The sequence below is a fragment of the Mediterraneibacter hominis genome (assembly GCF_014287475.1).
Taxonomy (GTDB): domain Bacteria; phylum Bacillota; class Clostridia; order Lachnospirales; family Lachnospiraceae; genus Mediterraneibacter; species Mediterraneibacter hominis.
This window is the reverse complement of record NZ_JACOPF010000002.1, coordinates 73,139-85,769: the sequence shown is the minus strand read 5'-3', so window position 1 is coordinate 85,769 and position 12,631 is coordinate 73,139. Positions and strand designations below refer to the sequence as shown.

The window sequence follows — 12,631 nt, the reverse complement described above, 5'->3', positions numbered from 1 at the left end:
ATAAAGACAGTTCACGTGAACCATCTTCATAATCACTTTGTTAAATCCTTTATTGTTTCTCCAACTATAATGTTTCCTTTTACAAATAACTTTTTCTTAATCTTATCTTCCTCCAATCCATTATCTCTTGCCTCTCTGATTTTCAAATACATAAGCGTAGCCTCGTGGATCACTTTATCGAATCTTCTGTCATAAGTCGTAAGACGTTTTGGCGTAACTTCTTTCGGATAAAAATTTCCAAAGCTCATAATCGATACATCTTCAGGAATACGAATCCCATATCGAATACATGCATTGTAAAAGCCAATTGCAAAACTATCGTCTCTTGGAAATACCAGGCTAGGCATACTTTTCGATAATATCATTTCCTCCGCCGCATGGTATCCGACCTCCATATCGTTTTCCAATCTTTTATATTCCCGTTTTTTATACACTATCCCCCTTTTTTTACATTCTAACTCAACGCCAAGCCTTCTGTCTCTGTTCGGTGACAGCATAGATTCCTCTGCAATATCTAGATATGTAATCTCTCTGTGACCTCGCTCATAAACAAAATCTACCATGCTCTTTGCCGCATACTGATTATCAACAGCAACATAAGGAAGTTTACAGTTATCCAGATATCTTGCTAAAAAAATGATTGGAATTTTTTCCGTTTCCGCTAAATTCCTAAAATATTCCTCATTTTCAAGTGATTCAAAAAAGATAAACAGTCCATCCACCTTACTGCTTAACATCGCTTCGCAGTTTCGTCTTTCCCTGTCACTGTCATTACGAGAGGTTGCTGTAATAATCCTGCACTTATGATTCTCTGCAAATGTCTCCATAGGCATCAGCATTTTTGTCTCGGCAATATTTTCAATATTACTTACAATGAGTCCGATCAAGCTTGTTTTATTTGTTGCCAGCCCTCTCGCCTGATAATCAATTCGGTAACCCAATTGTCGCATTGCTGCATAAACTTTTTCTTTATTCTTTTCTTTTACATTACCTTTCCCCTGTATAACATTGGAGACAGTTCCCAATGACAGTCCTGTAAGCTTTACTATATCTTTATAAGATGACAATTTAACCTCCATATGAAACGTTTCATTTTATATTTATATACTAACATTTCATTTACATTTTTGTCAATTAATAAATATATTACTTTTATTTTTTATATATATTGCACAATTAAATTTCATTTTAATTTTTTTCATAAAATAAAAGCCTCTCTCTTGAATCCTAAAAGCGGGCGCCGTAATTGGCGTAAAGTTTGTGGTGTTTTCTCGGTACAGGTTTTCTATAATCAAATCAATTGTTAATAGTTCCTGCTACGCTTCATCACGGCGCCTGCTTTCAAGACTCAAAAGAGAGGCTTTTACAAATTATGGAGGTTATGGGACAAGGATACCATCTGTAAAGGAAGTTGTTTCTTCATAAGGATATTCGTCTTCCATTCCTGCAAAATGATCTGCATGTACCCGGTAGTAATATCCCCTGTCTACTGTAATAGATTTTGAAGTAGCAACAAAATATGTATCAGTATCATCAACGGACCAAGCATCAATCTGTTCCCAATTTCCGGTCTTTTCATTATACTGATCCACATAGATAATAACGGAAATAAAATCAACATAACAATCTGCTGTAGTTGCCGCATACACATAGATTCGGTTTCTTCCAGCTTTTGAAATGGAACATTCTCCATCCATAAGGTATTCGCCTCTAAGCATAGATTCTGGACTCTTTCCGACAGATGTATCTTCTGTTGTCAGGTAAGAACCATCTACCTGGATCATTTCGTTACCTGTTGCTTGTACATCTGTTAGGGATACTGTAAATACACAGCATAACATCATAATGCTACTTAAAATAGACAAAATTCTCTTTTTCACTTTTATACCTCTTTTGTATTACATTATTTTATCTCTTTAATAAGTAAACAACTGAACTACAAAAAACTTACGCGAAATCTATAAAAATTTCAAATTTTTTATGATATTCTCAAATTCTTCTCTTTCCATAACTCCTTTCAACTGATAATAGATACCTCGATTTTCAAAATTAGCTATATATCTATATTCGCTATCTTTTTGATATTCTTCCACCTGTATTTTTTCATTTCCATTTTCAACTATAAATACATCCGTTTGTTTATCTAATTCTTTTTGACTTAAAGAAGAATCCGTATCATTCAAATATATTGTATACCTAATTATTCTATTATTATAATTATAAAATAACTGTGCTCTTTTTTGTTCTATATCTATACTATAACTTTCTAATATCATATTTTGGGGTTTATACTGAAATCTAACAGCAGATATCCCTAATTGCTTACCAATATCTTTGAACGCATCTATCTCTTTATTATCTTCCGTTTTTTGTACTTCCATATCCTCTACATTTATAACTGCCGCTTTTTCATCGCCAACAATTCTTTCCCATAGTACTTTCCAATATGATTTGCTTCCTACACTGGTAAGTCCACTCCCCAATACAAGAATAAGTACTGCTGCAAGTGCTACAAAAAGATAGCTTCTTTTTCTTCTGCGATATACTGTTACTGTGCCTGTAACCTCTTTTTTATCTTTGGAAGAATCCTTTTCATTATTTCTGTCAAAAGGCAACTTGTCCACATCTGGCATAAGTTCTTCTGCAAATTCTGTATCTTCTGTAGGATGTGTCTTCTTTTTTTCTCTTTCTGCTTTTTTCTTCTCATATTCCTGGACTTTTTTCAAAAAAGCAGCATCGAACCCCTCCGAAACTTGAATATCCTCTAAATCTGGATTCTCCAATATTCTTTTTTCTATTCTCTCTGCCTCTTTGTCTATTTCATCCTGCAGTGATAGCTTTCTATATTTCTTCATCCATCTGCCTCTTTTTATAATACTTTCTCCTTGACATTTTATTAAATAAGGTTAATATGAAAATATATTTGTTTTCTGTAAGATATAGGCTTTTTGCCTATGTCATTATTTTAAATCTGGAGGTTTTCATTATGAAACGTATTGTTCTCACCGGCGGCGGGACAGCCGGCCATGTTACTCCGAATATTGCCCTTATTCCTAAGCTCCGGGAATTAGGTTATGATATCCAATACATAGGTTCTTATACAGGAATTGAAAAGGAACTAATTGAACCTTTTGGAATTCCTTATCATGGTATTTCTTCTGGTAAACTGCGCCGCTATTTCAGTGTACAAAACTTCACTGATCCGTTCCGTGTACTTAAGGGTTTCCGTGAAGCAAAATCCTTAATCAAACAGTTAAAGCCAGATGTAATCTTTTCCAAAGGAGGGTTTGTCTCTGTCCCTGTTGTACTTGCAGGAAAAAGAAATAAAGTCCCTGCAATCATACATGAATCAGATATGACCCCTGGACTTGCAAATAAGATTGCGATTCCCTCCGCTGTAAAAGTATGCTGTAACTTTCCGGAAACATTAGAAACACTGCCAAAGGAAAAAGCGATTCTGACAGGTTCTCCAATCCGTCAGGAATTGCTCTCTGGAAATAAGATTGCTGCTATGGACCTATGTGGCTTTTCTGCTGATAAACCAGTTATTCTTGTAATTGGCGGAAGTCTTGGATCTGTTGTAGTCAATACAGCCGTACGCCAGTCGTTACCAGAACTTCTAAAAAAATTTCAAGTGATTCATCTGTGTGGCAAGGGGAAATTAGATGATTCCCTTTCTCAAACTAAAGGATACTGCCAGTTTGAATATATCAAAAATGAGCTTCGTGACATATTTTCACTTGCAGATATTGTTATCTCCAGAGCCGGCGCCAATGCTATCTGTGAACTGTTGGCATTAAGAAAACCAAATCTTTTGATTCCTCTGTCTGCAAACGCAAGCCGCGGAGATCAAATATTAAATGCGCGTTCTTTTGAACGACAAGGCTTCAGCATGGTACTTGAGGAAGAGGATCTTTCCAAAGATACCTTACTGGATTCTGTACAAAAACTTTACAATGACCACGGTACATTTATAGATGCTATGAGAAATTCCAACCAGCAGGATTCTATTCAGACGATTATTCAGCTTATTGAAAATGTCAGCTTAAAATCCTAATACAACAACTAATAAATACTGAATGTAAAATGTTCGGATTTTCTGGACATCCAACATTCAGTATTTTTATATCTTGTTTAGTTCATCAAACTCCACTCCAAAAGTTTTCTTAATCCATTCTTTTGCTCTATGCAAAATACTATGTAATACCTCGATACTGATTCCCATTTCTTCTGCAATTTCAGCCTGTGGAATTTTCATATAATATGCCAGAACAATAGCCTTATACCATCTCTCATTTTTCTCAAGTAATGCAAGAAATAAATGATTTACAAATTCTTTTGTCTCTAAATCGAGAACCATTTCCATATATTCATCTTCTGTGCTTTCTCTTTCTTGTTCCAGTATACTGACCGCGTCATCTTCATTTTCAAAGATTTCTTTTGCAGCCTTCTTCCTGTAGTTCAACGCATAATTCTTTGCTGTTGTATATAACCATGAAACAATATTTGTCTTTTTCATGCTATCGTAATGGATATATAACTGGAGGAATGTATTCTGTGCGATATCTTCCGCCTCATTGTAATCTTTTGAATAATCGTATGCTACTCTGAGAACGAGATTTTTGTATTTGCTGTAAATCTCATCAAACTCATGATTACCTGTCAACATTCTATCCTCAAATTTACTTCAATTTTTCTAAAATTTCTTTTTTATCTGCTTCTGTCAGTTCACCCATCTTCCATCCAATACCGACATTATCTCCTTTATAACGCGGAATTAAATGCATATGAAAGTGAAATACTGTCTGCCCTGCTACTTCCTCATTATTTTGGACAATATTATATCCATCACAGCCTAAAATATCTGTAAGCTTTTGAATCATTCTTTTCGCTAATACCAGAGCCTTTGAAGCTAACTCATTATCTAAGTCATATAAATTTCTATAGTGGTCTTTGGGTATAATAAGAGCATGTCCTTTCGACGCAGGGCTTAAATCAAGTATAACCCGAAAATCTTTATCTTCATAGAGCGTTGCTGATGGAATTTCCCCAGAAGCAAGTTTACAGAAAATGCAATTATTGTCTTTCATTATAAATACCTCTTTCCCCATATGTTTTACTAGTAGTATAGACTATTTTTGGAAAAAAGAGAAGAATTTTCATTCTATATTTTCATTGCCGCCTGTGTCGAAACATGTCATGTTGATTCTATTGAACACTATATTTCATCGTGTTAGACTAAAATTATTAGAAGTAGAAAGAGAGGTTTTTACATGCTTCATAATATAGATATAAATAAAATGAATCAGTTAATGGAGGAAAACAAAGACGCAAAACAGATCATCAGCCAGCTTTTAGAAAATCATCACACAACTGTATCCACTATCGCCCATGAAATAAGAAATCCCCTTACTCTTGTATCATCTTCATTACAAGTTATGGAGATCCAACATCCAGAAGTAAAACAATACTCCCATTGGAAACAGACAATGGAAGATGTTGAGTTTATGTGCAGTCTACTTAATGAACTTTCTACCTTTAATAATGGCAGCACACTTCATCACTCCGTTTTTTCTATTGAAAAACTACTTAAAAATATTGCTGTTTCTTTTGCTATCTCCCTGGACTCTGAAGATTCTTCTATTGAATTTTCTTCTTCTATTCCATCACGTCTTGGCAGTTACACAGGTGATAAAGTAAAGCTAGAAGAAGTAGTATTAAACCTTCTGCGCAACGCAAAAGATGCAGTTGATGAAAACGGAACCATCACTCTGTCAGCAGATCGAAAAAAAGATATGCTGATTATCCTATGTAAAGATAATGGTTGCGGTATTCCAGCTGATAAAATTGATACTATCTTTACTCCATTTGTAACATCAAAAGAAGACGGCACTGGACTGGGACTTTCCCTTTCTAAAAGGATTATCGAAGCACATAACGGCACAATTTCTGTAGATTCGATTCCCACGAAGGGAACAACCTTTACAATTAAGCTTCCTATATAACAGGTTCTTTTTTCTTCTTTTTATGATAAACAACCGCTGTCAATAAGAATCCGCATATGAGGCCACCCAGATGTGCAAAATTGTCCACACCTGAACTGGTTATGCCAAAATACAAACTAAGCGCCACCATAATAAGCATACCTCGTCCGGTCAGTCTTCCAACTCTTCCTCTATTCAGTATCACCACATAGAGAAGAGCTCCCATAAGGCCAAAGACTGCACCGGATGCACCTGCGGATACAACATTTTCTTTATGAACTATATTAGAATAGAGAGAAATTAAATTCCCTCCGATTCCACTTATAAAATAGATAAGAAGAAATCTCACTCTTCCAACTTCCATTTCTAAGTTCCACCCCAAAGCTCCCAGCATTACCATATTATTCAGCAAATGGCTAATCCCAAAGTGCAGAAACAGGCTTGAAATAATTCTGTAATACTCATGTCCTTCTGTGATATAAGGTTCATACATAGCCCCATGTTCCAGCATAAACACCGCATCCTCTGTTCTTCCTATTAAGGTTAGAAACATAAATACTGCAATATTTATAACTATAAGACCTGTAGTACAAACTGCTTTCTGCTCTCTCTCCAAAGCGATTCCTCTTTTCACCATTATAGAATATTCCTCTTATCCGTAAACAGTAATGCTGTTATACCCTTTTCATTATAATTGAGACTTTTTATCTTGTCCATCTGTTTCCAAAATCAGATCATCCCAACTTCCCCACCGTTTCTTTTTTATTTTTTCTGTTACTTTTTTCCAAGGTTTCTTCCATCCTACCATCTCGCAAACAGTTTCCATGTCCTGAACAGGTTCGTATATTTCTGAACTTTCCTCCTCTGTCGTAAATATATATTCTTCCGTAAATCTAACTCTTCCTTCTTTCAATTCTTCCATTTCATTTCTTCTGTCTATTTCTTTCTCTTCATAATTTTTTAATATCTGTTCTAAATTATAGTTTTCTTGAAGCGTAGCTTTATGTAATTCATATGCCAGGAATATACCTTCTGTCTCCTCATAGTCTAGATTTTTAACAAAATACTCTGTCATTTCATGGAAAGATTCACTTAATATCTTCTGTTTTATAGGAAGATAACAGAACAGATATATACCATTTTCAATAAATACATAATCTGGACTTAAAAGCAGGCTATCCGGAGTCAAGAGATAATTTTTCAGTGTATTTGTGACTGTTATCAAAGAGGATATAAACTGCCAAATATCCTCTTTTTTTATAGTTGTCTTTTTATAGGTTTGTCTCATAGACTGCAATCCATTGACAGTAAATGTATATCTGCTTCCATTATTCAATCCTATTCCCTTCATTTTTAGTATTCCTGGTATCTTATTTTTTCTTATCATTTGAAGCTGATAATTTTCATTAAATGTTTCTTCCAGATCAATATGAAGATAGGTTTTATCCCAATCTTTCTCATATGTTGTTTTCAACTACGCAACCTCTTTTCTGTATGCATGATTCTTGCTTTCTGTTCAATGTTCAGTTTCATCTTATTCTTTTTTGCTGCTACTGTAACTATAATCTCTTTTTTAGTTTTATCGACTGAAACAGTATATTCTGCAAACAAGATAAGTTTCTTTTCTGTTCTCTCTTTAAAAAATTCTTCCAGATTTATTTTCCCTGTTTCATCCTGTCTCCTTTCTAGCTGAGAACCCAATATCGCAGTCTCACAGGCGATTCCATTTAATATAATTTTGTCATGGAAATAAAAAACTATATGAATAATCAAAATAAAAAGAAAGAAAAAAAGCGGCAGAATATATGCCATTTGTACAGTTGTGTTTCCTTTTATTCCCTCTTTTTTTACTGTCTTGTATTTAGAAATTTCCAAGCATCATTCCTCCCACATATCCCATTGCCAGAAATGGAACGAACGGAAAGCTTTCCTTTTTGCCTCGGTGGTATACACTAAGAAGAATAATGGAATATACGGCGGCTAGAAGAAACGCTATAAAAAGTAAATATAGAATATTCCAAAATCCAAGAAAAATTCCCATCGCCAAAATTAGAATACTGTCTCCATATCCAAATTTTTCATTCGTGACTCTGCTCACCACAATAAAAATGATTCCTGTCATTGCGCCTGAGACAATCAAAATAAAATCCTTATTTCTGGTTATACACTGAAATAATATAGACACAGCAACTCCGATAATCAGACCCCATAGAGGAATTCTCCTCTTTTTTATATCTGTCAATGAAAGTAAAAATAAATATAGTATACATACTATATGCTCTATTTCGTACATCTGGAACATCCTCCTCTCCCTGCCACTTCAGATTTCTTTACCGCACGGATCGATCGTTTTAATCCGCTGCACCGAATGGAATTATGATATTTATTGCCGCTGTCTGTAATGTATACGCCTGTATAGGCATCTCCATGTACACATTTTTCGCATTTGTAATATTTCCCTCCATCTTTATTTCTGAAATCCGATAATCCAGTATATGGAACAAATTGAATGGATAGCTGTAAATAAGAACACTGATAGTCTTCATGGTAGACTGTCCCTGTATCTGTAATATAAACAATTTTATCTTCTTCGGAATCAGGCATGCCTTTTTCATATCCAGTCCATCCCTTTATTTTCAGTTTTTCTATATATTTAGCTGTAGGATTTCCAAACGTAGGAAAAGGCAGCCTGACTCCATATTTCAAGTTAATATACAGTTCATTATTTCCAGATTCCATATAAGATCCCGTACATGAAATCCCTGCACTTCCTTCATCTATAAGACTTCTGTCCAAACGCTCAGAACCAATCAAATATACTATATCTGACTGTAGCTTCGTTATATCCAGAAACTCATATACTGCTGCCTCCTCTGCTGCATTCTTTCCTGCATTTAACGCAGCAGAATGAATACTTACCTTTATTGCTTGGATTTCCATCAAATATACCAGACATAAAAATGCGAACAGAAAAAACGGAATTGCAAAGGCTGCTTCAATTGTTACAGTTGCCTTTGGTTCCAGTACAGATGCCCTTTCTGATTGCGGATTGGATATTTTTCTATTTCTATTCGATTGCTTGGACATCACAGCTTCTCCTTTCTCAAAAATTTAAAATATGTTTCGTTCATCTGGGGATCTGATGAATTGAAAGGGCACCTGTACCGGAACCAAAGACTACATTATTCGTAGCCAAAATATACAGGAAATTCGTATGTAAATTTTCCACCTACTACAGCCTGATTTTGCAATTTTATTTTGACAATACAAAAATCTGTACGAAAAAAGGGCAAATTTTGTTCATATATTAAATTTTGTTCTATTCTGTCTAAGGATCGCATGGAAATTTCTCCGTTATCTTTTAAAAAAAGAAGTACTCTTAAATAATCTTCATAAGAAAAACCACCTTCACAGTCTGTTCCTTCTAAAGAATCTGACTCACTCCCCAAGGTCATCAAACCGGATAAAGATAACTGCCAGCTCTCTGTTGTCTTGATAAGCGCCACTCTATTGCCGGACAACAGCGATCTCAAGTCCATAATACTTTCACCTGCTGCCCAGGCAATTAAAATTAATTGTTTTACAGCTTCTTCCGCCCAGGGAATTGCCAGCAGTGTTGAAACCGTCAACGCCAGAGCTGCTGCTTCCCCTTGTTTTACTGTATCAGTAAGTAAATAAAGATAGTTAATCCCCATCCGTATAAGGAAGATCTTCTGCACAACACTCTCCAGATTTTTTTCATCACTTTCTTTGCCAGATAAAATATATTCTGTCTCATACGAAAGGGAACGTTCTTTTTCCTCCTCCGACATTGCATTTTGAAATTTTTCCAACACATATTCTGAAAAGAGGAGTTTTTCCTCAATCCCATCCAAATTCTGCCGCGCCGGAAGTTCCCCTCTTCCTGTTATCCGGTTTCTGTAAGACGGCTGACTGTCTAAATCAACATTTTTTCCAGACAGCGGAAATTCTTCAGGCAGTACCATAGACAAAATTCCAGATTTATTTATTTCCTCTAAACAGGCGAATGGATTCTCTTCTCCTAAATCCGGAGCTTCTTCTCCTTCTGGAATTAACTCCTCGTAATCACTTAATACATTTTCTTCTTTTTCGCCTACTTTCTCTCCTTCTATTTCCTGTTCTTTCCAGGATTCTGTCATATCAGCAATTTCCTTTACTGTCGAAATTCCTGTTTTCTGTTCCATATATGTAACTACCTGTTCGCGAAAAGCCTGTCCCTGATTATCTGTCAGAAGCTGTATTGCTTCTATTTCATGCTGCATCCCTGTTGTTCCATAATAGTGCATACGTCTGATAATATTTTGTTCATTAAAATCTCCTGTTTCATAGCTTCCTTCCATACCAAAAATCTGGTACTCTTGAAAAAGTTCCTTTTGGTATTCTCCAAATACAGAATAAACAGCAGCGTCTGTATCTATCCTGCTTTTGCTTTTTTGTTCTTGTATTACCGCTGCCTCCATTACCCCCATAATAAAGGAAATAAGAAGTATAAATATCAGACTTAGAAAGGCGGTAACCTCCCCTTTCAACATTTTAAATTCCTGCGCTTTCACTTGTCACCTTATCAAAAATAGTGTTAATCAGATTGATAAGCTGTGATTTAAATATTAATAAAAGTGCTATTATGATAACAAGAATCAATACCATCTCAATTACAGTCACTCCAGATACACATTTACGATGTATCAGCATCTCTTCTATTTTTTTCTTTATTTTTCTCATTTTATCCTCCCCTTCTTATTCTTTAAATCTGTATAGAAAAGAACGCCGGTACCACCATAATTGCCATAACAATTGCCAGCATAATAAACATTGGTATTAACAGCTTAGTACCTGCTTCCTCCCCTGCTTTTCTTGCCAGATTTTTTCGTTCTTCAAATGCATCTTCTGCTTCTGATTTTAAAAGCTCTGCAAGCCCCTTTGAACCCTTCTGAAGATTTTGTGATAACATAACAGAAAATTTTTTATAAGAAGAAATCCCACACCTGTTTCCAAAATCCTCATAACATTCTTTCTCTGTTTTGCCTCTCTGAATTTCATACATAGTATGTACCATTTCTTCATATGCAGCCCTTTTACCTGTCTTTTCTCTTTTTTTCTTATATTCTTCTACAGTTTTAAACCAGGCAGTCCGTATTGTCATCCCTGCTCCCATATAAAGAATCAGCCTGTTGATAATTTGAGGGTAGTCCATTTTCATCTGATATTTTCGCTTCTTTTCTTCTTTTGTACGCTTTTGTTTTTCGGAAAAATAAAAAAGTGCTGCTGACAGGAAGCCCAGAAATAATATCTCTACCGCCCTAAAATTTAAAGGATAGCTCCAATGAATTTTTTTACCTTCAACTTCTTGAGGGAGAGTTAAATATTCTTCTTCTTTTGTTTCTTTATCTGCCATATTTATTAAAGAATGGATCTGCTTATCCAGCTTTTCTTCTTTTGTCTTTTTGGGCGGAAAAACATGTGCATAAAATTCATAGATCCTACTTTCTTCTTTATAGGTCAGTAATGCCTTTAGTCCAAGTAGTGTGCCTTCATCTTTTAAATTCTCTTCTTTTAGACTTCCCTGAATATCCATAATCTCATAATTGTCAAGTTCCCATGATACTTCCATGCTCTTTTCTGGAATCTCTGTAATCAAATTCAAATCTGAACGGACTTCTGAAAGACTTTCATTCTCTCCTAATATTAAAGTTTCAAGATCTTCTTCTGCCTGTATAAATATTTCTTCAAGCTGTTCGCCACTATATTCTTTTTCTCCGACAGCTATTTCCATTGTCTGTTCAATATCTTCTACTTGCATATGCAGAGCTGTTTTTTTATCTCCCTGTCCATAATCATTTCTTTTAAGAAGTATCTCACCCTTTTCATTTTGCTTTAAGGTTTTTCCATTGTCTGTAAACCAGATACAAGACGATATGCCAAATGACAGCAATAGTATAATCCCTGATTTTACATATATAGATTCCTTTTTTTTGCTTTTTTTCAATCTTTAAACCTCAATATGTATGATTCTTTTTCCCATCTGATACGCAATCATGTAAAAAAGAAGACATATACTCATAATTATCATTCCTGTAATATTCCCGTACAGAACCGATAAAAACTCTCCAAATGTCAGTTTTAAATAGCATATAATGCAAAACGGTATAACACACATAATTTTAAATTCCATTATCTTTGAAGCTAAAAGAGTCTGAATTTCTTTTTCTGTCTCTATTTTTTCACTGATTATTTTTACAGAATTATATATGATCGCAATACTGTCTCCCCCACTTTTCTTTGCGGATGTAAATACAGTAATAAAATTTTGTACATCCTCCTGATTTACATTGTCAGAAAATTCTTCCAATACTTGCTCTGCTGTTCTGTTTATATTCAGCTTATATATCATCTGTTCATACTCCTTTAAAATCCGGCTGTCTTTTTTATAAAGAGACTTCAAATCACTATACGTCTCTCGAAGTGCATTTTCTACAGAGTATCCTGCTTTTAATGCCGCCGACATCGTCTGTATACTATCTTTAAATTGATTTCTGAATTCCAGTTCTTTCTTGTGACTGTATGTTTCCAGCCAGTCTTTCATATAAAATGTAAATGCAGGAAGCAATAGAAAGAACATCTTCCAA

Annotated in this window: 16 protein-coding genes; 2 read left to right on the top strand and 14 right to left on the bottom strand. The window is 34.9% G+C overall.

The features are described from left to right. Positions 1–32: 32 nt before the first annotated feature. The 3 genes from H8S37_RS09880 to H8S37_RS09870 form a co-directional block, all read right to left on the bottom strand. A complete protein-coding gene (locus H8S37_RS09880) occupies positions 33–1,067 on the bottom strand; it encodes a LacI family DNA-binding transcriptional regulator (protein ID WP_186875902.1) in 1,035 nt (344 codons plus the stop codon). A gap of 312 nt (positions 1,068–1,379) precedes the next feature. Then, entirely contained in the window at positions 1,380–1,880 is a 501-nt protein-coding gene (locus H8S37_RS09875; protein WP_186875901.1) for a DUF6147 family protein, read from the bottom strand. A gap of 78 nt (positions 1,881–1,958) precedes the next feature. Continuing rightward, positions 1,959–2,855 carry a DUF4367 domain-containing protein gene (locus tag H8S37_RS09870; protein ID WP_186875900.1) on the bottom strand — a complete coding sequence of 299 codons (897 nt, stop codon included), beginning with the start codon at positions 2,853–2,855 and terminating at the stop codon, positions 1,959–1,961. Between the two features lie 131 nt (positions 2,856–2,986). Here H8S37_RS09870 and H8S37_RS09865 point away from each other — a divergent pair, with 131 nt between their 5' ends. Next, entirely contained in the window at positions 2,987–4,057 is a 1,071-nt protein-coding gene (locus tag H8S37_RS09865; RefSeq protein ID WP_186875899.1) for an undecaprenyldiphospho-muramoylpentapeptide beta-N-acetylglucosaminyltransferase, read from the top strand. 66 nt (positions 4,058–4,123) lie between these two features. On the opposite strand, the gene H8S37_RS09860 is transcribed toward H8S37_RS09865, so the two are convergent. Together H8S37_RS09860 and H8S37_RS09855 are read right to left on the bottom strand one after the other, a co-directional pair. Beyond that, positions 4,124–4,669 (bottom strand): RNA polymerase sigma factor, encoded by a 546-nt coding sequence (locus H8S37_RS09860; RefSeq protein ID WP_186875898.1) that lies wholly within the window; start codon positions 4,667–4,669, stop codon positions 4,124–4,126. 13 nt (positions 4,670–4,682) lie between these two features. Further along, a complete protein-coding gene (locus H8S37_RS09855) occupies positions 4,683–5,090 on the bottom strand; it encodes an HIT family protein (protein WP_186875897.1) in 408 nt (135 codons plus the stop codon). 183 nt (positions 5,091–5,273) lie between these two features. Here H8S37_RS09855 and H8S37_RS09850 point away from each other — a divergent pair, with 183 nt between their 5' ends. After that, positions 5,274–6,005, top strand: coding sequence for a two-component system sensor histidine kinase NtrB (locus tag H8S37_RS09850; protein ID WP_186875896.1), 732 nt, complete (start codon positions 5,274–5,276; stop codon positions 6,003–6,005). Here H8S37_RS09850 and H8S37_RS09845 read toward each other — a convergent pair. The 9 genes from H8S37_RS09845 to H8S37_RS09805 all read right to left on the bottom strand — a co-directional run bounded on the left by H8S37_RS09845 (position 5,998) and on the right by H8S37_RS09805 (position 12,624). Continuing rightward, the gene (locus H8S37_RS09845) at positions 5,998–6,600 is read right to left on the bottom strand and encodes a rhomboid family intramembrane serine protease (RefSeq protein ID WP_186876469.1); all 603 of its coding nucleotides are present in this window, start codon (positions 6,598–6,600) and stop codon (positions 5,998–6,000) included. The genes H8S37_RS09850 and H8S37_RS09845 overlap by 8 nt on opposite strands. 72 nt (positions 6,601–6,672) lie before the next feature. Next, the gene (locus H8S37_RS09840) at positions 6,673–7,458 is read right to left on the bottom strand and encodes a DUF6382 domain-containing protein (protein WP_186875895.1); all 786 of its coding nucleotides are present in this window, start codon (positions 7,456–7,458) and stop codon (positions 6,673–6,675) included. Beyond that, positions 7,455–7,859, bottom strand: coding sequence for a TadE/TadG family type IV pilus assembly protein (locus H8S37_RS09835; RefSeq protein ID WP_186875894.1), 405 nt, complete (start codon positions 7,857–7,859; stop codon positions 7,455–7,457). Before H8S37_RS09835 ends, H8S37_RS09840 begins: the two co-directional genes overlap by 4 nt. Continuing rightward, on the bottom strand, positions 7,846–8,277 hold the full coding sequence (locus H8S37_RS09830) for a prepilin peptidase (RefSeq protein ID WP_186875893.1): 432 nt from the start codon (positions 8,275–8,277) through the stop codon (positions 7,846–7,848). Before H8S37_RS09830 ends, H8S37_RS09835 begins: the two co-directional genes overlap by 14 nt. Then, complete coding sequence (locus H8S37_RS09825) at positions 8,265–9,071, bottom strand: pilus assembly protein (protein ID WP_186875892.1); 807 nt, start codon at positions 9,069–9,071, stop codon at positions 8,265–8,267. Before H8S37_RS09825 ends, H8S37_RS09830 begins: the two co-directional genes overlap by 13 nt. 95 nt (positions 9,072–9,166) lie before the next feature. Beyond that, complete coding sequence (locus H8S37_RS09820) at positions 9,167–10,537, bottom strand: DUF5702 domain-containing protein (RefSeq protein WP_186875891.1); 1,371 nt, start codon at positions 10,535–10,537, stop codon at positions 9,167–9,169. A 1-nt stretch (position 10,538) separates the two neighbouring features. After that, complete coding sequence (locus H8S37_RS09815) at positions 10,539–10,697, bottom strand: Flp1 family type IVb pilin (RefSeq protein WP_408631373.1); 159 nt, start codon at positions 10,695–10,697, stop codon at positions 10,539–10,541. A gap of 52 nt (positions 10,698–10,749) precedes the next feature. Next, positions 10,750–11,991, bottom strand: a complete 1,242-nt coding sequence (locus H8S37_RS09810) for a type II secretion system F family protein (RefSeq protein ID WP_186875889.1) — start codon at positions 11,989–11,991, stop codon at positions 10,750–10,752. A gap of 3 nt (positions 11,992–11,994) precedes the next feature. Next, positions 11,995–12,624: a type II secretion system F family protein gene (locus H8S37_RS09805; RefSeq protein ID WP_186875888.1), complete on the bottom strand. Its 630-nt coding sequence runs from the start codon at positions 12,622–12,624 to the stop codon at positions 11,995–11,997. Positions 12,625–12,631: the final 7 nt, after the last annotated feature.

Coding starts and splice junctions, on each gene's coding strand:
- H8S37_RS09820 (WP_186875891.1), bottom strand. CDS start 10,537: ATGTTGAAAGGGGAGGTTACCGCCTTTCTAAGTCTGATATTTATACTT.
- H8S37_RS09850 (WP_186875896.1), top strand. CDS start 5,274: ATGCTTCATAATATAGATATAAATAAAATGAATCAGTTAATGGAGGAA.
- H8S37_RS09830 (WP_186875893.1), bottom strand. CDS start 8,277: ATGTACGAAATAGAGCATATAGTATGTATACTATATTTATTTTTACTT.
- H8S37_RS09855 (WP_186875897.1), bottom strand. CDS start 5,090: ATGAAAGACAATAATTGCATTTTCTGTAAACTTGCTTCTGGGGAAATT.
- H8S37_RS09825 (WP_186875892.1), bottom strand. CDS start 9,071: ATGTCCAAGCAATCGAATAGAAATAGAAAAATATCCAATCCGCAATCA.
- H8S37_RS09860 (WP_186875898.1), bottom strand. CDS start 4,669: ATGTTGACAGGTAATCATGAGTTTGATGAGATTTACAGCAAATACAAA.
- H8S37_RS09815 (WP_408631373.1), bottom strand. CDS start 10,697: ATGCTGATACATCGTAAATGTGTATCTGGAGTGACTGTAATTGAGATG.
- H8S37_RS09865 (WP_186875899.1), top strand. CDS start 2,987: ATGAAACGTATTGTTCTCACCGGCGGCGGGACAGCCGGCCATGTTACT.
- H8S37_RS09805 (WP_186875888.1), bottom strand. CDS start 12,624: ATGTTCTTTCTATTGCTTCCTGCATTTACATTTTATATGAAAGACTGG.
- H8S37_RS09870 (WP_186875900.1), bottom strand. CDS start 2,855: ATGAAGAAATATAGAAAGCTATCACTGCAGGATGAAATAGACAAAGAG.